Source organism: Natronorubrum halobium, assembly GCF_051351675.1.
Classification (GTDB): domain Archaea; phylum Halobacteriota; class Halobacteria; order Halobacteriales; family Natrialbaceae; genus Natronorubrum.
Map to the genome: position 1 here is coordinate 2147841 of NZ_CP195595.1, position 20408 is coordinate 2168248.

General features: G+C 57.1%; 29 protein-coding genes. 18 read left to right on the forward strand and 11 right to left on the reverse strand.

Annotated elements, in window-relative coordinates:
- Positions 1–265 precede the first annotated feature (265 nt).
- The 5 genes from ACSFC7_RS10630 to ACSFC7_RS10650 all read left to right on the forward strand — a co-directional run bounded on the left by ACSFC7_RS10630 (position 266) and on the right by ACSFC7_RS10650 (position 2496).
- A complete protein-coding gene (locus ACSFC7_RS10630; protein WP_436347681.1) occupies positions 266–1111 on the forward strand; it encodes a hypothetical protein in 846 nt (281 codons plus the stop codon).
- A gap of 3 nt (positions 1112–1114) precedes the next feature.
- Positions 1115–1483: a hypothetical protein gene (locus ACSFC7_RS10635; RefSeq protein WP_436347682.1), complete on the forward strand. Its 369-nt coding sequence runs from the start codon at positions 1115–1117 to the stop codon at positions 1481–1483.
- Positions 1484–1712: 229 nt separating this feature from the next.
- Positions 1713–2003, forward strand: a complete 291-nt coding sequence (locus tag ACSFC7_RS10640) for a DUF7692 domain-containing protein (RefSeq protein ID WP_436347683.1) — start codon at positions 1713–1715, stop codon at positions 2001–2003.
- Positions 2004–2005: 2 nt separating this feature from the next.
- A complete protein-coding gene (locus tag ACSFC7_RS10645) occupies positions 2006–2260 on the forward strand; it encodes a hypothetical protein (protein WP_436347684.1) in 255 nt (84 codons plus the stop codon).
- A complete protein-coding gene (locus tag ACSFC7_RS10650) occupies positions 2257–2496 on the forward strand; it encodes a hypothetical protein (protein ID WP_436347685.1) in 240 nt (79 codons plus the stop codon). The genes ACSFC7_RS10645 and ACSFC7_RS10650 overlap by 4 nt, the downstream gene beginning before the upstream one ends.
- A 215-nt stretch (positions 2497–2711) precedes the next feature.
- Here the strand turns inward: ACSFC7_RS10650 and ACSFC7_RS10655 are convergent, their stop codons facing one another.
- The 9 genes from ACSFC7_RS10655 to ACSFC7_RS10695 all read right to left on the reverse strand — a co-directional run bounded on the left by ACSFC7_RS10655 (position 2712) and on the right by ACSFC7_RS10695 (position 10428).
- Positions 2712–3095, reverse strand: a complete 384-nt coding sequence (locus tag ACSFC7_RS10655) for a hypothetical protein (protein WP_436347686.1) — start codon at positions 3093–3095, stop codon at positions 2712–2714.
- On the reverse strand, positions 3082–3360 hold the full coding sequence (locus ACSFC7_RS10660; RefSeq protein ID WP_436347687.1) for a hypothetical protein: 279 nt from the start codon (positions 3358–3360) through the stop codon (positions 3082–3084). Before ACSFC7_RS10660 ends, ACSFC7_RS10655 begins: the two co-directional genes overlap by 14 nt.
- 47 nt (positions 3361–3407) lie before the next feature.
- Positions 3408–3674, reverse strand: a complete 267-nt coding sequence (locus tag ACSFC7_RS10665; protein ID WP_436347688.1) for a hypothetical protein — start codon at positions 3672–3674, stop codon at positions 3408–3410.
- A gap of 235 nt (positions 3675–3909) precedes the next feature.
- Positions 3910–5085 (reverse strand): hypothetical protein, encoded by a 1176-nt coding sequence (locus tag ACSFC7_RS10670; RefSeq protein ID WP_436347689.1) that lies wholly within the window; start codon positions 5083–5085, stop codon positions 3910–3912.
- A gap of 108 nt (positions 5086–5193) precedes the next feature.
- Positions 5194–6018 carry a hypothetical protein gene (locus ACSFC7_RS10675; RefSeq protein ID WP_436347690.1) on the reverse strand — a complete coding sequence of 275 codons (825 nt, stop codon included), beginning with the start codon at positions 6016–6018 and terminating at the stop codon, positions 5194–5196.
- Complete coding sequence (locus ACSFC7_RS10680; protein WP_436347691.1) at positions 6015–6602, reverse strand: hypothetical protein; 588 nt, start codon at positions 6600–6602, stop codon at positions 6015–6017. Before ACSFC7_RS10680 ends, ACSFC7_RS10675 begins: the two co-directional genes overlap by 4 nt.
- 2 nt (positions 6603–6604) lie before the next feature.
- Entirely contained in the window at positions 6605–9238 is a 2634-nt protein-coding gene (locus tag ACSFC7_RS10685) for an outer membrane protein assembly factor BamB family protein (RefSeq protein ID WP_436347692.1), read from the reverse strand.
- Positions 9238–9978: a hypothetical protein gene (locus tag ACSFC7_RS10690; protein ID WP_436347693.1), complete on the reverse strand. Its 741-nt coding sequence runs from the start codon at positions 9976–9978 to the stop codon at positions 9238–9240. The genes ACSFC7_RS10685 and ACSFC7_RS10690 overlap by 1 nt, the downstream gene beginning before the upstream one ends.
- An 18-nt stretch (positions 9979–9996) precedes the next feature.
- Entirely contained in the window at positions 9997–10428 is a 432-nt protein-coding gene (locus tag ACSFC7_RS10695; RefSeq protein ID WP_436347694.1) for a hypothetical protein, read from the reverse strand.
- Between the two features lie 111 nt (positions 10429–10539).
- Here ACSFC7_RS10695 and ACSFC7_RS10700 point away from each other — a divergent pair, with 111 nt between their 5' ends.
- Positions 10540–10725 (forward strand): hypothetical protein, encoded by a 186-nt coding sequence (locus tag ACSFC7_RS10700; protein WP_436347695.1) that lies wholly within the window; start codon positions 10540–10542, stop codon positions 10723–10725.
- Positions 10726–10830: 105 nt separating this feature from the next.
- On the opposite strand, the gene ACSFC7_RS10705 is transcribed toward ACSFC7_RS10700, so the two are convergent.
- Positions 10831–11286, reverse strand: coding sequence for a type IV pilin (locus ACSFC7_RS10705; protein ID WP_436347696.1), 456 nt, complete (start codon positions 11284–11286; stop codon positions 10831–10833).
- A 329-nt stretch (positions 11287–11615) separates the two neighbouring features.
- On the opposite strand from ACSFC7_RS10705, the gene ACSFC7_RS10710 reads away from it, so the two are divergent.
- Positions 11616–12410: a hypothetical protein gene (locus ACSFC7_RS10710; protein WP_436347697.1), complete on the forward strand. Its 795-nt coding sequence runs from the start codon at positions 11616–11618 to the stop codon at positions 12408–12410.
- A gap of 1 nt (position 12411) precedes the next feature.
- Here ACSFC7_RS10710 and ACSFC7_RS10715 read toward each other — a convergent pair whose 3' ends face one another.
- Positions 12412–12678, reverse strand: coding sequence for a winged helix-turn-helix domain-containing protein (locus ACSFC7_RS10715; RefSeq protein WP_436347698.1), 267 nt, complete (start codon positions 12676–12678; stop codon positions 12412–12414).
- A gap of 603 nt (positions 12679–13281) precedes the next feature.
- Between ACSFC7_RS10715 and ACSFC7_RS10720 the strand changes: the two genes are divergently transcribed.
- The 11 genes from ACSFC7_RS10720 (at position 13282) to ACSFC7_RS10770 (ending at position 20407) form a co-directional block, all read left to right on the forward strand.
- Positions 13282–13587 (forward strand): hypothetical protein, encoded by a 306-nt coding sequence (locus ACSFC7_RS10720; RefSeq protein WP_436347699.1) that lies wholly within the window; start codon positions 13282–13284, stop codon positions 13585–13587.
- Positions 13584–13787 carry a hypothetical protein gene (locus ACSFC7_RS10725; RefSeq protein WP_436347700.1) on the forward strand — a complete coding sequence of 68 codons (204 nt, stop codon included), beginning with the start codon at positions 13584–13586 and terminating at the stop codon, positions 13785–13787. Before ACSFC7_RS10720 ends, ACSFC7_RS10725 begins: the two co-directional genes overlap by 4 nt.
- Complete coding sequence (locus tag ACSFC7_RS10730; protein ID WP_436347701.1) at positions 13784–14827, forward strand: tyrosine-type recombinase/integrase; 1044 nt, start codon at positions 13784–13786, stop codon at positions 14825–14827. The genes ACSFC7_RS10725 and ACSFC7_RS10730 overlap by 4 nt, the downstream gene beginning before the upstream one ends.
- A gap of 226 nt (positions 14828–15053) precedes the next feature.
- Positions 15054–15296, forward strand: coding sequence for a DUF7563 family protein (locus tag ACSFC7_RS10735; RefSeq protein WP_436347676.1), 243 nt, complete (start codon positions 15054–15056; stop codon positions 15294–15296).
- The gene (locus ACSFC7_RS10740; protein WP_436347677.1) at positions 15289–15645 is read left to right on the forward strand and encodes a hypothetical protein; all 357 of its coding nucleotides are present in this window, start codon (positions 15289–15291) and stop codon (positions 15643–15645) included. The genes ACSFC7_RS10735 and ACSFC7_RS10740 overlap by 8 nt, the downstream gene beginning before the upstream one ends.
- Positions 15642–16163 carry a hypothetical protein gene (locus tag ACSFC7_RS10745; RefSeq protein ID WP_436347678.1) on the forward strand — a complete coding sequence of 174 codons (522 nt, stop codon included), beginning with the start codon at positions 15642–15644 and terminating at the stop codon, positions 16161–16163. The genes ACSFC7_RS10740 and ACSFC7_RS10745 overlap by 4 nt, the downstream gene beginning before the upstream one ends.
- A complete protein-coding gene (locus ACSFC7_RS10750) occupies positions 16160–16678 on the forward strand; it encodes a DUF488 family protein, N3 subclade (RefSeq protein ID WP_436347679.1) in 519 nt (172 codons plus the stop codon). The genes ACSFC7_RS10745 and ACSFC7_RS10750 overlap by 4 nt, the downstream gene beginning before the upstream one ends.
- Entirely contained in the window at positions 16675–18294 is a 1620-nt protein-coding gene (locus ACSFC7_RS10755) for a DUF7845 domain-containing protein (protein ID WP_436347680.1), read from the forward strand. Before ACSFC7_RS10750 ends, ACSFC7_RS10755 begins: the two co-directional genes overlap by 4 nt.
- Positions 18295–18669: 375 nt before the next feature.
- Positions 18670–19515 carry a hypothetical protein gene (locus ACSFC7_RS10760; RefSeq protein WP_436347681.1) on the forward strand — a complete coding sequence of 282 codons (846 nt, stop codon included), beginning with the start codon at positions 18670–18672 and terminating at the stop codon, positions 19513–19515.
- 3 nt (positions 19516–19518) lie between these two features.
- The gene (locus tag ACSFC7_RS10765; RefSeq protein WP_436347682.1) at positions 19519–19887 is read left to right on the forward strand and encodes a hypothetical protein; all 369 of its coding nucleotides are present in this window, start codon (positions 19519–19521) and stop codon (positions 19885–19887) included.
- Positions 19888–20116: 229 nt separating this feature from the next.
- Complete coding sequence (locus ACSFC7_RS10770) at positions 20117–20407, forward strand: DUF7692 domain-containing protein (protein ID WP_436347683.1); 291 nt, start codon at positions 20117–20119, stop codon at positions 20405–20407.
- Position 20408: the final 1 nt, after the last annotated feature.

A 20408-nucleotide genomic window follows, 5' to 3' on the forward strand; every position in this document is an offset into this window, starting at 1 on the left:
TCGGCACCGCGATCGCACCGCAGGGCCTGCGGGGTCGTTTCGCGCTTCGCGCGAAAGCCCCCTTGGCGGGTGTCCCCAAGGGGACTGAGCCAAAAAATTACAACGCCCTGCCTCGTCTCCGAACGTAGATCTCCAGTTGAAGCACATGAAACGGGGGTTACTGCCAGAGATTTTACCTTCACTCTCACCGGGGCAATCAAATATCAAAAGATAATAACGCTTCACTCTTGTATCCGCATATATCCAGAAGTCGGGTCCATCTAATATGATTGAGAAAGTTAATAGAGAAAATGTAGGTAATTTAGCCGGGTATATTCTGCTGTGCGTTGTTTCTGCTGTCAGTATTGCTCTTGCAGTTACTCAAGATTATTCTGGGAATGTTACGCTTGGACTTATATTAGCAGCATTCTTGTCAGCTATATTGTTCCTGGAATTCGAAACTCTGAAACTGAAATTCAGAGATGTACAAATGGAGCTCGGAAGTCGTGGTCGATCTAGTGAACACCATTTTAGAGAAATTCTAGAGATAGCTCAAAACGAGTCAGATAGAGCATATGCACTGTTAACTCAGATTGAAAGTGAGAGCACATCAATTAGAACGTTTGATGAACTTTCTAATGTGATCGAACAAGGACTAGTACTCAAGTCATCTTCACCATTTGAGTACGTTCTTCAAGTCATGAATGAAATCGTTTCTACAAAGAAATACACTAGTAAATATGATGATACAGAGATGAAGGTAGTTCGGTTTGAAAATGATACACTATATGTGAAATCAGAAGAAAGGGGCCCCGATCTAAAGAGGGGAATGAAGTTTGAAGTAGTGAGAATCGGAACGCAGCCATCAGGAGAAGAAATTGAGGAGGTTAGTGAAAGGGTTGCTATTGCAGAGGTTTCGTTAGCACAGAAGAGAACAACTGAACTTAAGATCATTAGATGGGAAGTGCGAACAGACCAAGAAGAGATCATTGAAATTCGGAATAACAACCTTCTTGATAGAAGAGTCACCGTAGACATAATAACGCCTGAAGAAATAGAAGAGATTAGCCAAGATGAATTGGAAGAGACTCAAAGGGAGTTACAGCGACTGTTCTATGGAAAAGAGGGGTAAATTATGATAGAGGGAAAGGTTGCTGATATCCTCAATGAATACGAAATCGTCGCAAATGTTGGAGAGGAGGACGGCGTTGAAGAAGGAATGGAATTCATTGTCTATTCTGTTGGAGATGTTATTGAGGATCCAGATACCGGTGAAGCACTCGGTAATGTTGAGCATGTGAAAGCTAAAGTACAAGCTAAGCATGTGCAGGAATCAATAACAGTCATGAAATCTGCAGAGACAATTAAAAAGAAAACGGGGTTGGCCCATGTAACTTCATCAGGAACGAAAAGAGTAACCCGGGAAATTGCTGAAGGACCTGAAGAAAAGGAAGACGACAAAGTCCGAAAAGGAGATCTAATCCGGCAAAACATCTCTGAATAATTCAGACTTTCCCTTCTCTCCTCTCCCTCCCCTTGCGGTTGGACGTCGTGAAGATCGATTTCCCCGATATGAACACGAACCGAGTACCGGCCGTGTTCATATTCCGCCCATAGCCCACGAGATCGTCACGGCCATCGCGCCGATCACGCCGGATCACGACCCCTCTTTATAAACTGAGACCGTTTGAGTGAACCGAAAAAACTAGGATAGGCGGGTTGTGTTCACGGCCATGTCTCACTCAGAGACGCCCGGATCGGTTCGAATCCGGACCGACGACGGTAACGAATGGCGATTCGACGCTATCCAGAAAGCTTCCCGGTTCTACGACTGCAACCGGAGCAACGCGGTCGCGTTCGCTTGCGAAGATGTCGACCAGCTTGTCTCCGCAGCTACACGCGTCCTCGAGCGCGACGACCTCACTCGCGAACAGCGCCGGGAGATCGCCGAGACGCTCTCGACTCGAGCTGTCAGCTTCGATGTCGAGACCTCGGTTGCGGTCACGACGAAGGGGGACATGTGACGATGACTATCGACGATCTACTCAGAGAGGCCGAGCGAGAGAGTCGCCGCGAACTCGAGGAGAAGGCGATCGAACTGTACGAAGTCCGCGCGCGAATGCCGACCATTGTTCGCAAGTCGATCGCCCAACTGCTCGAGGAGGCCGACGACCTCGAACACGCCCGCGAACTCGCCGGACTCGAGCGCGACGATCGCCCGAACCCCGCCGAGCCGACCACTCGCGGATTCAAGTACGTCAGCAAGGAGACCGGCACATGAAGGACTATATTCGCGAGGGACCGGGTCCAGGGCTGTCAACAGCCGACTTTGTGCTCGGTTGCCTGCTGTACTGGCGAGTATGGGCGATGGGCGGCATCATGACCGTCGGTTACTTCGGTGGCGCCGCGATCGCGACGACTGCCGGAACAGACTGGTTCTATCCGATCGGATTTGTCGCGGGAGCAATCACGTTCGAGGTGGCCGGTAGACTGTCCAATTTTGGGGACCAGAAATGATCGCTCACTATCTCCCACCAGATTACCCGTGGTACGTCGAGTACCTCCCTCACGGGATGTTTGCTCTGTCGGTAGTGATGTCGGTTTACCTCGCAATTGCGATCTACCGAGACCCTGAATTTCTCCTGTTTTTCCCTCTGGCAGTGTTCGTCCTGGTGGTGATCGCTGTCGAAAAAGTGGTGGCTCGTGTGTCCGATTTCGGTCAGAAAGACCAGTCAGAAAACGTCTGAGATTGCTATTTTTGCCTGCTCAGTTCCACGGTGATCGCCGCCACCATGCCATTTTAGCATGGGCAACGACGCCGATTTCATCATCGTATCCTTGACGATCGTGCAGCCGGAGCGACCGTGTGGCCGGTAGACGACGAAACAGTACCAGCCGTCCGCTCGCCGGAGTTTCTCGTGGTATTCCCTGTAGACCTTGAAATTCCCCGGCTGGCCGTCGCTGTGCTCGAGCATCGTGCTCTTGATTTCCACCGGCGTTCCGTTCTCAAACCGTGCATCGTGCCATGACGCCCGCTCGAGCGTGAACCGTCGTTTCTTCGCCATCCGTTTCTCACACGCCGTTCCGAAGTGATTCGCTCGCTTACTTCGGTTCATGGGCTTCCTCGATGGAATGGGCCTCCGCCCCGATCGGGACGGACACCGGGACCCACTCACGAACTCGTTCGATCGTTTCGGGAATGTCGGTTCCCGTGTAGTACAACAGTTGAGACGTCCACATGAGGGAAATAACGTACCACGTCCATAACGGGAATCCGAAGACTCCCGCCAGCGCCAGCGGAACCGCGAATACGTTCAGTTTAATCGCGAGCAGGATCGCTGGAAGCTCCCACAGACCGGACGAGACGACTGCGAGCAGCACGCCGATAACTACGTCTGCCGAGTGTCGTGAGAGTCGGCGACGGAGCCTCACGGATCGTCCCTCCGTTCGTCACGCCAGCGCCGATCGGCTCGAGCCGTCGACCACGTGAAGAACCCGGCGAAGAGCAGACCGGACAATCCCAGCCCGTACGCGCCCTTCGCGATCGCGGCGACGGCGATCGCGCTCGTGCCACCGATCACGGCCAGCGTCTCTCGAGGGAACACGCCGCGTTCGTAGTCTCGCCGCAACTCGTGGGCCAGGTCGACAGCGGTGAATCGAGCCACATCGATCAGATACCGGAGCGCGACGGTCACGCCGATCGACCCCCATCACGCGCGACGCGATTTTTTCGAAATCGACATCTAAAAAATGTCTGTTTGCTTAGAGTTTGCACGCGCTCCACGCGTGGTAATATATACTCCTCCGCTGCTCGTGAAACGCTCCGCCCATCGGTCGCTTCGCTCCCCCCGGGAGCGAGCGGTGGGCTATGGGCTTGACATCTACTAAAGGGGGGCTGGTTTCGGTTTACAGGTTTACAACCCGCCGCCGTCATGCGATCACGCTCTCTACGGTGTCAACCCATTCTCGCTTCTGGCCGCCTTCATCGATCTCTTTCCACCAGTTTGAGACGGTAGCGTGGCTATACGGCACGAATTCGGAGGTTTCGCGGGCCGACATTCCCTGTTCTCGGCACGCTTCCATCGTCCAGGCGGCCACCTGTTTCACCTCGTCTTCGCCGATCGCCGGCTCGTCGTCGTCGCTCGAGGGAGCGTTCCACGACCAGTCGGCTTCGTCGTTCGTGTGCGGTTCCCAGTCTGCCGGAGGAATCCCGGTGAACGGCCGCGGATCAACGTCCTGCAGTTTCCCGCCGCTGATTCGCTCCGCTTGGATCGCCTTCCCCTGGTCGTTCCGATCCGGCTTTTTCAGGATCGTTCCGACGCGCCAGAGGAGCGGATGTATCGACGATTCGTCGTGGCCGATGTAGATCAGCGCGCCGTTGTACTTGCGGATCTTGAACACCAGCGGACCCATCAGTTTCCGAACTTTCTGGCCGTCCTCGCCGGTCCCGCTCGCGTTCGTCGAGAACTCGTCTCCGATGAACAGTTTCGGCTGTTGTGCGTTCTCGACTGGATCGCCGTCCTTCTCGACCCACTCCTCGAGGAGCGGGTAGTGCGGAATCCAGCCGTCCTCGACATCGCCGGAGTGGGTCACCCAGTCGTCGTTACGCGGCAGCGTGCGGATGTTCGACGCTACTTTGAGATCGCCGTCGACCCACCGATCCCGCAGCTGCGCAATCAGGCACGCGAGGTTCGTTTTCCCCGCTCCCATCTCGCCCAGGATCACGATCACTGGAGCAGGCCCGGCGACGATCTCCTGTAGCCGGGTGATCGCTTTGATACCCGACAGGCTCGCCTCCTGCGACGGGTCGCCGAGATAGTGCTTCAAGGTCAGCGTATCGCCGTTCTCGAGCGCCTCACGCGCCGTGTGGCTACCTTCGCCCTGAACGATCCGCCGGTTCTTTCCGACGTCCATGTACGTCGCTGCGGCCTTCCCTTGCCAGCGGTCCGGGTCGTGGTGGAGCGCTCGAACGGTCATCTGTCGGTCGATCTGCTCGTCACGAACGAATCCCGTGTGCTCGAGCACCTCGTCGGGATTGCGCTTCATCTTGCCGTCCTGATACTCGCGGAATCCGCCGACGTTGTAGTTTTCTTGCTCGTCACTCATCGTTCGAAACCTCCTTTTCTAACTCAGCGATCACCCACGCCGACGCGATCGCGACCGTTCCGATTCCGGCGAACGCTGAAACCATCACTAACTGCGGGAGTGATTCCATCATTGGTCTGTTCCTCCATCGGTTGCAGCGGACTGTTCTGTGGCCTGTGCGCGCGTCTGCGGTGGTCCGCCGACCGTGTTGATTCCGTGCTCGTCGCTGTAGTCCTCGACGTACTCGGTGATGTCCTTAATCTCGTCCGTGTCGGCTTCCTCAGCGTCGTCTTTCGCCGATTCGAACCGATCCTTTACGGACGTGCGCGGGTTCATCAGACCGCGCTCGTCGGCCTCTGCTTCCTCGTTGATCACGTCGCCCTGAATCTGGAGCCCCATCTTCGAGATTCGGCCCCGGAGTCGGTTGTACTCGAGAAACGCGTCAACGAGGTCGCCGTGGATGTCCTCGAGCATGGCTTTCGTCGTGACGAGTTTCGAGTCGGCCATCTGGCTGAAGTAACAGCCGCGAACGATCAGCGTGCCGTGCTCGCCCTGGTCTTCGTGCCAGTCGAACTCGCGCACCTCGAACGACTCCCCGTCGTTCACGCTGTACGGAGACGGCCCCTCGACGGTCTTCTTACCCCACACGGCCGGCTCGACGTAATATTTCTTCCTCACGTCGCTGACACCGTTGATGTGGTAGACTTCGACCATTCGGCGCTGCCGGAGCGCTCGCGCTCCCGTGACGAACAGACCGAGCAGCGGCGGCCCAAGAAGCAACAGCGCTGCGAACCAGCCGAAGACAATCGGCGGAACGCCGGGGAGAGACGGCCGAATCCAGATCAACGCGGCACCAAGCGAGACCGCGAGACCGAGAACGATCAACTGCCCTTCCGCGGCGATGTGGGTGAGCCGATCGGCCCATCCACCGAAGGTGTTGCTCGTGTCGCTCATGCCTCGATTACTCCGCTTTCCTCGGATCGAATCACGTACCACGAGCCGCCCCCGGCCATACCGACCGTCATTAAGACGCCGGAGAACAGCCCGCTTTCACCGCCGAAGTGACGGAACGGGTTTTGTTCGACCTGCCCGATGCTGAGGGTCGCGCCGCCGCCCTGTTCGAGTGACCGTCTCGTCGCGATCGCGACGCCCGCCCCCTGCCGGTCGGTGACCGGCATGGTGATCGTGTTGTTTCCTTCCTCAACGTCGAATTCTTCGTAGTTGAACGAACCTGCACCTTCCTCGAAGTCACCCGCTTCGGTGACCGAAACCCGGGTTCCCTCGTCGGCTTCGATGACGATTTCGAACATTCCGGGGTTGTACGACCAATCGACGATTCTCGTATCTGAGTCGATTTCTCGAACGAAGTCCTCGTTCGGCGAGACCGCCGACTCGTTCGCGCCCTCGAGCTCACCGTCGGCCTGGTCGCTCGAGTTCGTCGTGTTCTCTTGCGCGGCGATCGCGCTGCCCATGCCCATGCCCATGCCCATCGCTGCAAGCAGGGCTACCGTCGTGGCAAAAATCAAAATCCGTTTCATGGTCAGTTACCCAGTCCAGGAATTACGTCGGTCACGATACCGATCACCGCCAGCACGACGACGCCGATGAGACCGAGACCGAGCATCCCCGAATCAACGCCTAAGTCTGAGAAGGGGTTGCTAATCCCTACACTGACTTCGCTATCGCTATCGTCGTCTTCCTCGCCGGCTGCAACAGCGTCAGCGTGTTTCGTCGAGACCTCATCGAGGTACTCGCTGAACGGCTCCATATCGACTTCATCGTACTCGGGTCGGTCCCATTCGGCTTCGTAGTCGTCCTCGAGTTCCTCGCCGTCCGACGTGGTTAGTTTCTGGATCTGTAGTTCGCCGTTTACCAGTTCGTATTCGTCGCCGGACGGGGCGTCGAAGAACGTGCCACGGAATACGTCGTCGTATTCGGGGATCGAAGAGGATACGACTCGAGCGTTATCGCCAGTGTTCTCCTCTATAGCGACCACTTCGTTTTCTTCGAGATCGTAGACGTGGAGTTCCTCATCGAGTCTCCCAGCGATAGCGACGTATCGCCCCTGTCCGGCAATGTCGATCGAGTAAATGCGCTCGCCGAAGTCATACGAGAACGTTGTCGAGCCGTCCTCGGCGTCGAGACCGATCACCGGCCCGCCAGTGTCTTCGGTCGCGACGATCTCGTTCCGTTCGGGGACATAGACTATATCGTCGCTGTATCCGTTGAGGTCAACACTCCAGTCCTCCGACGGCGAAGACGGGTCAGAGAGGTCGTAACGGGTGTAGTTGCCGCTTTGGTCGTGGAAGATGAGCGACTCTCCGTCGTTGAACAGTTCGATAGCGTAGACGCTATCACTGCCTCTGGTCTCAGTGTGGAGCACGTCGCCAGTCTCGGTGTCGAACACCTCGAAATCGGTGTCATCGACCGACGCAACGCCGATCCCGGCTGACTCGGATACCTGGACGTAATCCGAACTGCCAGAGTCGCTCGACCAGTTCTGACTGACGCTGTTTTCCGATACGTCGAACGAGGAATAGGAGCCGCTCGCGGCCACGTAGAGCGTGCTTCCAGACTTGTACGCGCCGTTAACGTCGTCGGGAGCGAGATCGTTTCGCCAGAGTTCGTCGCCCGTATCCATATCGAGTGCGACAACTTCTGACGCTTCGAATTCGGGGACGTAGTACCACAGTTCTCCGTCCTCGTAGGCTTTCGAGTCGATGTTGATCGGGATGGCCCCGGCGGAGACAGTCTCGCCCTGCGTCCAGACCGTGTTTCCAGACATGGCCTGTCGGCAGACGATCGACCCGCCGAGTTCAGCAGTGAACATGAGCGGGTTGCACTGGTACGTTGAGTCAGGTGAGAGCGAGCCGGAGAGGTCGCCGAATAGCTGGCCTTCCAGTTCGACGGTCTGCTCATCGAGCAGTTCGACGCGCTCGAGTTCGCCAGTGTCGGAGTCGCGGACCATCTCGCGGTCAGTGAACCCGTCGTACTCGGCCGTCATCGATGAGACCTCGGAGAGGTCCTGTCGGTCGAGTCCGAGCGAGTTCAGCAGCGCCATTCGGTAGCGGTCCGAGGTCGCATCAGTGGACCCGCTCAGGTGTTCGGTGAGTCCGTAGACGCCACGGACGTCCGACGGTTCGATCAGTCCGTCATCCAGCGCAGCGTAGATGTCGTCGACGAGGCTCAGATCGTAGTTTCCTTTGACCTCCTGCATCTGGTCCTCGATCTCCTCGAGTTGTTCCATCACTTCGCGGAGATCGAATATCGCCTCGGACTCGAGTTCTTCATCCGGGACAGCCATCGACTGGAACAGACCACGGGCATCAGCGGTTTCGTCGTTTTGGGTGGTCAGGTTGAACAGTTCGTCAGTGTAACTGTAGCTGTCGAGGAGGTCTCCGTCGAGTTGGAACGACACGCTATCGCCGTCATCCCACTCTTGGTAGATCACCGGAGAGCGGACCTCTTTGGTTTCGCCGTTTGGAAGCGTAACGTCACTGGTGTTGATTCCGGGTGTGATGTTCGTTTCCTCCTCGACGATCGCGCCAGAGCCCGAGTAGTCGCTATTGAGGATCGTATGCGTGACGAAGCGGTCGTCAATCTCGCTGGACGCTTGAGCCACTTCGGACACGTAGCTGATCTGCTCAAGGACGGTTCCGGCGACCTCGAGCGTGTTTCCGTACGGAACCGAGAACGTGTTTTCTACTGCGTCAAACACGTAATCGTTAGCTTCGCTTGAACTCGCGCCATCTTCCCACGCATCAGCGATCGCCGCCCGTCCGTTGGAGTGGGCGGCCATTTGCAGGTCCGTGAGACGATTATCGAGCATCGTCGCGTAGGCGTTGTTCCACCATTCTCGGGCCGTTATGAGTGCCGAGTAAAGTGCGATTTCGTCTGAGTTCGGTTCGTCGTTCGTATCTCCCGAACCGAAGACCTTCCCGAACAGGAAGCCAACGGTGTCAGGAGCAACGTTTTGCTCCTCAAAGGACTGGTCGTAGTAGTCCGGGTTCGTGGGGTCGTCCGTAGCTGCCGCCGTGCTCGAGGCCGCCACCCCGCCCGCCGCGATCGCCGCGGCCGCGGCCGTCCCCTGGAGGAACGTCCGCCGGTCGAGCGAGCAGCCGGGGACGACCTCGTGGGCCGTGGGCTGTGGGCTGCTGTCTTCTGCCGACGACATCATTCACCTCCCGATCGGACTCGAGCGACGACGCAGGCCACCGCGATCGCCGCGATCGCGACCGCAGCGCCGAAGCCAGGCGAGCCGTCCGAGCCGCCGAAGATACCACCGACTGATCCGTCATCGACCGTGACGGAATCCGCTTCCGTGTCGTCGGCCGAGACGATCACTCGGTACTCATCGCCGTCGACAAGCCCGTCAGCGTCCGTGTATTCAGCGTCCGTCGTGTTGCCCGGATCCGCCGTCATCGAATCGGACACCACCGAATCCGCCGTCGCAGTCACGGACAGAATCGTGTCGTCGGCCGTCAGCGTATCAGACGTGTGGTCGGACAGGTCAACCGTCCCATCGTCCGCGATGTCAGCCGACCCCACCGTTACCGTCGTCGCGGACTGGTCGAGCTCAACGTCGAACGTCGTGTCGTTCGAGACGTTCGAGTCGTCGAACTCGGCGACCGTTTCGTTCAGCGTTTCCGAATCAAGATGCGAGTCGGTCACATCGTCGCCGTCGATCTGGTAGGCAGACTCGCCGTAAATCGTCACGTCCGCCGTCGCGCTCGAGTCCGCGTCATCCATCCAGTCAACTTCAACCGTCACGTTCGCCGAATCGTCGAACACAACCGGTTCGTTCGCCATGTCGGTAACCGCGATCGAGGCCGCGCCGATCCCGGCCGAGCCGACGATCGAGACCGAAATCAGTGCCAGTGCAACTACCGCCGCCGTGAGTTTCGAAAATTGCATTGTGAAGTCCTCTATGTGTTATTTGTAGGCGATAACGTAGAACGCGGCCGCGTTCAGGATCACAGTGAACCAGCCGACGTACCACATCGACTCGAGCGTCACCGAGATGGCCGGAACGAGGCTGCTCAGGATGTTGAGGATGACCGCCAGGAGCACGACGACGGTTTCCACGTCGGTCCAGTCCTCCGGCGTGCTCTCGTTGGTCAACCAAGCGATCACGAGGATACCCATGCTCATGATGAACGCGTAGGTGATCTCTGTCCCGTGGGCCGAGTAAAGCGGTTCAGCGAGCGACATATTGAACGGCGCGAAGAACTCGAGCGTTCCGACCGCGCCGACCGAGATACTCGCGAGCACGAACAGCGGCGCGAGAAGGCTGTCTGTCAGGTCGATTCCGTCCTCCCGACGTACCGTGTCGGGAACCATGTTCTGCGGTAGGCTAAGTGCCATACGCACGCCCGCTTTCCCCGTTCTGACAAAACACTTAGGAATACCGCCGGAATACCTTGGTTATCCAGAGGTTCACCAAGTTTTATGAGAAGTGGGGTCGCGCACCGAGATATGGCACTGAATAAAATTCGGCAGTTGGACAACGACTCCGTCGGGATCACGCTCCCGAAAGACGACATGCGCGTTGAGGGATTAATCGATAAAAACGGCGAACTCGAGGGCGACCATCACATTCACATCCGACACGTCGGCGAAGGAGAGTGGACGCTCGAGTTGATGGAAGGTCTCAACTCATAGTCTAAGTCTGGAATTTGAGGACTAACTATAATATCTCTCTGCTGATTAGCTACCTCAGTGATAAAAAAACGCGGAACCGTAGTGATTTAATTGTTGTTTGCCATGTCAGTCGGTGGTCCAATCCCAATCGAAACTACCGGCGTTGCTCTCTGAATCGCCGTCGATTGCGATAACGTTCGCAGTGCCACTCTCTTGCAAGACTTCACCTTTGTCTGTCTCATTGCCACTGGTGAGCGTCTGGGTATCGCCAGTTTGGTTGAGATCTAGCTCTACTTCATTGTCAAGAGTCTCGTTGAGATCACCACGGAGGACAAACTTATCGACGTTGTTAGCTGTTGTCACATCTAACGACACTTCCTCATTACTGTTGCTGACGTCAGAACTCACAGCAGCGTCCACCGAACCACTTCCCATGTCATCGCCGATATCAAGCACGAACGCGGCGATCACGGCTGCTAGAATCACTGTTATGGCAACCATCAAGATGACCCCGATAACTGGGGACACGGCCCGTTCGTCTTCGCTTCCAATCAGCTTGCTGCGGTACTTTTTCAAATCCATTGTTGTCACGCACCGCCTGAACGGTCGGAAAGCTTATTCTCGGCGGCCCGATACCACCGTGTGACGCTCAGGGGGATTGGGTTTGCACAACCATCCCGTGCGTCATCCTTCCTGCCGTTCGGTTTTGGTGCTGATAGCAACCAGCCCACCGGACCCATATATATCTAGAGGATAGTGAATCTCTCAGAGACTGATAGCGGTTTCATAGATGATAATCAGCGTCTGATAGAATCCTTGCAGTGTGTCCTTGAAACGCTTGAGTCGCCCGATTTCGGAGCTTCGGAGCGAAACCAGCAATTGTTAACCCGGTTCGACAACACTACCTCGATATGACTACTTCGGCATTGATATCCGAACGCGCTCTCGCGCGCACCTACAACACGCCCTCTTACGCAGATCCGTTCGAGTCCGTCGAAGACTACGAACGAGTGATGGAATACGCGAGCAAGCACCCGAACAAAGGATCAGGCGCAATCTCGTCTCAATTAGAACTCCCCCGTGGCCGAATCCGACCGTGGGTAGACAACAACTCGAAACCAGATCCAGTTCGGGCGATTGAAGCGGCACGCGAGTACGGTTGGCTCGAATGTTCCTTCGGGGACCCGGAGTTCACAGCCCTCAACACACTCGTCGCGAACGTCTTTTCGGGTGGATCGATCGCCGAACGCAATTACGAATCGAGCTTCGCACTGAACCATCGGGGCGAAGAGAGCCACGTCTTCGACGCCCTCGAGCTGGCCGGCGTCGACTACCAGGTGGTCGGCGATCGCGATGGCCGGGCGGACGAAGTACGGCCGACCGAACACGGGACGGTTCTCGGTCGCGTGCTCGCGGTACTCGGTGCACCAGTGGGACCGAAAGCCGAGCAGCACCTCTCGTTACCTGGCTATCTTTCGAGCGCACCAACGGACGTTCGCGAGCAGTTCGTGTACGCGTATCTCGAGAATCGAGCCGTCGAACGATCCGGGAAGGATACGCTCACAATACGCGAGAAGCGAAACTGGGACTATCTCTCTTCGTTGGCCGATTTAATCGAGGCGGTGGCAGGTGGATCTGTGAGACTCGGAAAACATGATATCATCGTCTCGGCCGATGCAGCACGCCGCCTCGGGACGGTTCGATAGCTCAAGACGAGTCGTTTTCTTCCAGATCCTCCGCGTCGAGTTCGCCCTCGAGATACGCACGGCCGCGTTCGGTGATCCGGTAGTAACTCCCGTCCACTTTCTCGATGAGCCCGGCGTCCTCCAGCTTACTCATTCGTCGAGAGACCCAGTTTCTCGAATAGTCCAAGTTAACCGCTGCAACTGCGGGCGAGAGGATCAAATCGGATTCCTCCAGTAGCTCGAGAATCCGGTTATCAGTCTGGTTCATCCACTCCACCCGCGGGCGCATACCCGTTCGTCGTATGCATGCATTTAACAGATAACGAATCTTGTATGACCAAATTGCATTCGGTGTTCGATAGAACACGGATTGTTGGGTTAGTATTAAGTAGTCCCCGTGACTGGGTGAGTGCAACGGAGGCCAGACGGACCCGCCGCTACTCGGTCGGGTCCTCGTCAGAAACGCGGACCCGGTGTAGTAGCACCGGCCCGCCTGGCTTCCGTAATCAGGGTACGGAAGCATGTATTCGCACATCGCTACGGGGGAAAAAGCCCCCGATCGGCCGCAGCGCGTGGACTGTAGCCCACAGCCCACGCCGAAATGGAATCGTTTCGGAACTCGACGATACTCGCGAAATCGTTCTCGAGAGCGAGTCTATCACCGAAAGCTGATTTTATCGGAATTCGGAATTCGGGCTCCGACTACTAAGAGGGCGGGGTACAGTCGATACGAACAGCCGACGGACAGCGACCGCACGCGCCCCCTGGTCCAACAAGTGGCGCGCGCGGTTCGTCCGCGGTCCCACAACAGTGAGACCATGAGCGAAATAGCACGCATCCACGGTAAGAGTACCGGATACTGTAACTACAGCGACGATCCCGAGGTGGGCCGATGAGTGACGATCGCGACCAGGAGCGCCAGGCCGACGCGATGGAACGACAGGCCGCGGCCCTCGAGGCGATCGCGACGGAACTGCGCTATCAGAACGCGGCGCTCGTCGAGACGATCGACGTGATCGACCAGCTGGCCGCGCACGTCGACGACCACCACGTTTCGGAAACCGAGCCGCGTAACCGGTCGGGCGCTGCGCTCCAGACGGCGATCGCGGATCGGCTGTTCGAACGCGACGACCGTGAGGACGATCTGATGAACGGCCTAGATCGTTCGGAGAACTGGTCGGACGGTGATGGGCGATGAGCCTCTACGGTCTCTGCTACGACTGCGGCGACCAAGCGACCCTTCGGTTCAAGCCGGACGTTGCGCTCGATGATCAGACCCGGCCGTCGGTCTGCAACGCCTGTCGAATGCGTCGCGAAGAGCGGATGGTCGACGAGTTCCGTGCGGAGCGACCCGTGTCGCCGCGTGTTCCGTCAGTCCCCGATGAGGGTGACCGATGAGCGAGGGTCTCGAGCCGATCACGCCGTCCGCTGCCGTCGACTTGCACCTCGACGCGATGAAGGACGGATCAGCCGAATGGACTCAGACGAGCCACAAGAGCGATCTTCGAGCGTTCGTCGAGTGGTGCCGCGAAGAGGGTGGAATCGACAACATGAACGAACTGAACGGACGGCACCTCTACGAGTTCCGCGTCTGGAGACGCGAAGGCGGCTACTCGAACGGCAAAGACGACGAACTCGCGAAGAAGACGTTGCATTCGAACCTCACTACGATTCGGGCGTTCCTCCGGTTCTGTGGTGACGTGGAGGCCGTTCACGAGGACCTGTATCTGAAAGTCCCGCTGCCGGACCTCTCGATCGGTGACGAAGTCAGTGACAGCAAGATCGTCCCCGAGCGGGTGCCGCCGGTCCTCGAGTATCTCTCTCGCTACGAGTACGCGAGCAGGGATCATGTCATGTGGACGCTGATCTGGGAGACCGGTGCTCGTCTCGGTGGACTCCGCGCGATCGACCTGCAGGACTGCGAACTCGAGGGGCGTCAACCGGGAATCGATTTCGTTCACCGCCCGGAGAGCGAGACGCCGCTGAAAAACGACGAAGGAGGCGAGCGGTACAACCGAATCACCGAGCAGACAGCGAGGATGGTTCAGGACTGGATTGAGGGGCCACGACCGAGCGTCACCGACGACCACGGTCGCGATCCGCTCATCACGACGAAGCAGGGGCGAGTGAGCCGGAGTTGTGTTCGCGATGCGGTCTACCGATGGACCCGCCCGTGTACTCGCGAGGAGTGCCCGCACGATCGTGATCCCGACACCTGCGAGGCTATCGATCACTCGTCGATGAGCAAGTGTCCCTCGAGCCGGTCACCGCACGACGTTCGGAAGGCGAGAGTGACGAAGTACCGAAACGACGGGGTTCCTCGAGGAGTCGTTTCCGACCGCCTCGACGCCTCGGAAGAAATTCTTGACAAGCACTACGACCGCGCCAGTCGGCGTGAGCGAGCATCGCGACGCTGGAAAATAATCAACGGACAATGAATATGAAAACTGCAAGCAAGCAGGTAGCAACGACCCGGCCACTCAAGGCCTGTAGCGCCCACTCACAGACGGCCCGATTCTCGACTAATTCTAACCATGGAATAGAGGTATCGAAAGCCTCGATTTCGTCGTTTTCTTCATTCGAGAGCAGGGGAGCTAAATCTGATCCAAACGGGGAACGGGTTGCGTCCCCGTCACGTCATGCGAATCTCTTCGCAAACGGGGGGTGGTCGGCGTGACGGTCGCTCCGTGGCCGTCGACCGATACCTCGACGACGTGCGGACACTGCGGAGCCTACGTTTCGGACCGTTTCTGCCGCGTCTACGGCGACAACAGCGACCGCGCCCACCGCTGCGGAGAGTGTGATTCGTATCGACGACTGACCCGCGGATCCGCAGCTGGTGTCGACGTCGGCATTCCCGATCCGGAGATGGCACTCGGTCACCACGGAGGTGAGGCCGATGTCTGAGTTCGTCCCGGCGAGTCAGCTGTACAACGTCGAGAGTCGAACGCCCATAGCCCATCCAGCCCATCAGGCTACCGATGCGGACGTTCACCGTGCGCTTAAGAAGAAAGGAGTTCGAATCGACGGCAGTGTCAATAGCGGTACTGAGGTCAGGAATGTCAGGGTAGAAGACCCTGACACGGAGCAGATCTGCGAACTGCTCTATGGAATTCGGACTCATTTGGCGGTTCTGATAGTGGTGGTGCAGGATACCTCTGAGTCCAGTTCAAGGGACTCAGTAAACGATAATAAATTCGCTAGGAGTTGGCAACAATCGCCGGGTGCTGTGCCTGAGAACGGTGATTCGCGATGAGTTCGCGGACGTCCGAACTCGAGAGTCCGAAGGCCAGCGGTGACGCCCTCGAGGCGGAGATCGTGCAGGTGATCGACGCCCTGGAGTACGTCGGCGATCGCACGGCCACCTGGCACGACGCGCGAACGACGGCCGTCCTCGAAGCGAGCCGATCGCTGCCGTTCTACGGCATCGTTCTCGTCGAACCTGAGACGCCAGTCGAGATCAAAGGCTGTCAAATCAAAACAAGCAACGGCAGCCGATCGACTCGAGGCCGGTTCTACGTCAAACGCAGCGCTCACGAGCAGTTGCTCGAGGCGGGTGGGATGTACCTGCTCGTGGTCTATCTGCCGCGACCGGGGCTGCCCCAGGTCGCGCGAGCGATCGTCCCGGCGACGATCGTCGACGAGTTGCTGTCCGGACGGTGGTACGACGTCGGCGGGTCGCGTTCCGAACAGGAGGTCGCGAAACTCGCGTGGTCGCACGTGATGAACCCGGCCGGTGTCGATCCGGCCGAGACTGTGGGGTGGTCGCGATGACGGTCTACACGTCGTACTTCGGCGGACTCTCGAGTCACGACCCTGCCGACGAGGATGACGTCTTCGGCGTCGTTCGGTACCCACAGGAATTCGTGAAGCGCCTCACCGATCGGAATATCCCGGCGGTTGCGCCACCCGAAGACCTGCTAAACGCGTACAAGACCGTCGAGTCGGCAGCCGAGGAAAACGGTGAGTCGAATCCGGCTGCGGTCGCATGGAACTCCGTCGACTACGAACGCCGCTATCTCGAGTCCCTCGAGCGGAAGGGGCCACAGACTGTGATCGACGAGCTGGCCGACCGCGCTCGCGAACGCGATATTTGGCTCGTCTGCTGGGAGAAAGACGCTCGCTGGTGTCACCGTCGGTTGCTCGCGAACGCGATCATCGCTGACCTCGAGGACGTCGAGATCGTTCACCATCCGGACCCGTCGACCATCCCGATCGAGGCGGAAGCCGACGCCGACGATGAGTCTGCTGCCACGCTCGCGGACTTCGCCGCGAGCGGAGGACGATGACGCAAGTCGAGACGACGCCGCACGAGATCGAAGGCCGCTGGAAGTGGCCCGACTGGGGTCGCGGTCCGTACGATGCGCTGTCGTCGGTGATGCTCGGCCCGCCGTTCGAGGGATACCTGGAACTGGACGTCGAGATCGGCGGCGAGCCCTGGCACCTCGAGGTGCGGTACAGTAAATCCGGATTCGCGCCGCGACTGTCGGACGGGATCAACGCGGAACGGCTGTACGAATGGGATATCGTGGGCCGTGGGCGCGGTGAACGGAAGGCGTCGTACAACATTTCGCCGCGGTTTCCGAACATGCGCCACTGGGAAACCGGCGACCCGATTCAGCTCCCGTGGGAGAATCAGATCGGCGAGGTCGACGGCGTCGACGTCGAGTTCCACACGAGCAACGTCGAAGCCGAACGCGGGCTCGAGTTGCTGCCGGAGTTCTACGCGGCGGTGTTCGAACACGCGAACGAGCGAGTTCATCCCGAGTATTTCCGGACGGAACCGCACTCAGCGAGCCGAATGTGGGCGTACGAGCGGTACGTCCGGATTCGACGCGAGTGGGCGGAAAAGCTCTCGTCGGCCGGTGTGCTCCAGAAGGTCGCGCTCTATTTGTCCGACCTCAAGGGCGTGAAGGCGGAACTCCACATCGACAACGAGGAGACGATCAACCACCAGAATCGGCTGTTTTTGAATCCGGCGTCGGCCAGTAAGCTGCTGCCGGGTCACACCTACGGACGGAAGTTCGAGATCTACCAGCTAAAGGACCCGGACGCGGTTTCGAAAGATCACCCGTCCTACCACCCGAAGGTGGAGGTGCTGGTAAACAAGTCGATGAACGACCGCGAGGCATGGGCATGGGCCGATCGCCACGCGGTGACCGAGCAAATCGAGGAGACGCTGTTGAACGCGCTCCATTGGGAAGACATCCCGCTCGGTCCCGATGGGAACGGCGTCTACATCGCTGACGATCATTTCGACGCGGTGGCTCGAGAGCAGCCTGTGGAACTCTACGAGGACCCCACGCCGCGCCTCGAGGCGAAGACGGATCACCTGTTGATGACGACGCTCCGAGACATGGGCGAGACTGCTCGCAACGTGACAGAGCGGGTTGCGACCGACGGTGGATCGACGGTCGACGGTCTCGCCGACGAACTGGGGAAGCACCCCGCGACGATCTATCGGGCAATCCAGGATCTTGGCGACGTCCTCGAGCTCGACCAGGGCGACGTGTCGTTCCGTGCTCGAAAGTATCGGGAGGAACTCCGCGCACTCGTCGAGTCCGCCGAGTACGCGATCGAGAGTTACGCCGATCGGATGCAGCACCTGATGGGACTGGCGGACCACGTTGCGGAGTCCTCGCCGTTTCAGAAGTGGCTTGCAGAGAACGGTGCCGACCTCGAGTTCGACGAGAACGGCGACCCCCGACGAATGCGGGTCGATACGATTCTCTCGCGACTGAAGTTCGATAGCTTCGAGACTGTCGAGGCGATCGCCGCCGAAGCCCTCGAGAAATGGTCGAAGTCGGGCAACGATCCGACGGTTCTCCGCGGCGCCGAGCTGACCTGGAAGACTCCCGGCGGCGGGAGCGAAACCGGATTTGTCGGCGCTGTCGCTGATCGGTGAACCGGCCCGAGTAGTGGCAACGCTACCCCTTTGCTTCATTTAGACAATCAGAACTTCATTAGCGGCTGATTTTCGCAACTTCGGTTGTATTTGAACCCTCGAGGGCGGGGTCGGCACCGCGATCGCACCGCAGGGCCTGCGGGGTCGTTTCGCGCTTCGCGCGAAAGCCCCCTTGGCGGGTGTCCCCAAGGGGACTGAGCCAAAAAATTACAACGCCCTGCCTCGTCTCCGAACGTAGATCTCCAGTTGAAGCACATGAAACGGGGGTTACTGCCAGAGATTTTACCTTCACTCTCACCGGGGCAATCAAATATCAAAAGATAATAACGCTTCACTCTTGTATCCGCATATATCCAGAAGTCGGGTCCATCTAATATGATTGAGAAAGTTAATAGAGAAAATGTAGGTAATTTAGCCGGGTATATTCTGCTGTGCGTTGTTTCTGCTGTCAGTATTGCTCTTGCAGTTACTCAAGATTATTCTGGGAATGTTACGCTTGGACTTATATTAGCAGCATTCTTGTCAGCTATATTGTTCCTGGAATTCGAAACTCTGAAACTGAAATTCAGAGATGTACAAATGGAGCTCGGAAGTCGTGGTCGATCTAGTGAACACCATTTTAGAGAAATTCTAGAGATAGCTCAAAACGAGTCAGATAGAGCATATGCACTGTTAACTCAGATTGAAAGTGAGAGCACATCAATTAGAACGTTTGATGAACTTTCTAATGTGATCGAACAAGGACTAGTACTCAAGTCATCTTCACCATTTGAGTACGTTCTTCAAGTCATGAATGAAATCGTTTCTACAAAGAAATACACTAGTAAATATGATGATACAGAGATGAAGGTAGTTCGGTTTGAAAATGATACACTATATGTGAAATCAGAAGAAAGGGGCCCCGATCTAAAGAGGGGAATGAAGTTTGAAGTAGTGAGAATCGGAACGCAGCCATCAGGAGAAGAAATTGAGGAGGTTAGTGAAAGGGTTGCTATTGCAGAGGTTTCGTTAGCACAGAAGAGAACAACTGAACTTAAGATCATTAGATGGGAAGTGCGAACAGACCAAGAAGAGATCATTGAAATTCGGAATAACAACCTTCTTGATAGAAGAGTCACCGTAGACATAATAACGCCTGAAGAAATAGAAGAGATTAGCCAAGATGAATTGGAAGAGACTCAAAGGGAGTTACAGCGACTGTTCTATGGAAAAGAGGGGTAAATTATGATAGAGGGAAAGGTTGCTGATATCCTCAATGAATACGAAATCGTCGCAAATGTTGGAGAGGAGGACGGCGTTGAAGAAGGAATGGAATTCATTGTCTATTCTGTTGGAGATGTTATTGAGGATCCAGATACCGGTGAAGCACTCGGTAATGTTGAGCATGTGAAAGCTAAAGTACAAGCTAAGCATGTGCAGGAATCAATAACAGTCATGAAATCTGCAGAGACAATTAAAAAGAAAACGGGGTTGGCCCATGTAACTTCATCAGGAACGAAAAGAGTAACCCGGGAAATTGCTGAAGGACCTGAAGAAAAGGAAGACGACAAAGTCCGAAAAGGAGATCTAATCCGGCAAAACATCTCTGAATAATTCAGACTTTCCCTTCTCTCCTCTCCCTCCCCTTGCGGTTGGACGTCGTGAAGATCGATTTCCCCGATATGAACACGAACCGAGTACCGGCCGTGTTCATATTCCGCCCATAGCCCACGAGATCGTCACGGCCATCGCGCCGATCACGCCGGATCACGACCCCTCTTTATAAACTGAGACCGTTTGAGTGAACCGAAAAAACTAGGATAGGCGGGTTGTGTTCACGGCCATGTCTCACTCAGAGACGCCCGGATCGGTTCGAATCCGGACCGACGACGGTAACGAATGGCGATTCGACGCTATCCAGAAAGCTTCCCGGTTCTACGACTGCAACCGGAGCAACGCGGTCGCGTTCGCTTGCGAAGATGTCGACCAGCTTGTCTCCGCAGCTACACGCGTCCTCGAGCGCGACGACCTCACTCGCGAACAGCGCCGGGAGATCGCCGAGACGCTCTCGACTCGAGCTGTCAGCTTCGATGTCGAGACCTCGGTTGCGGTCACGACGAAGGGGGACATGTGAC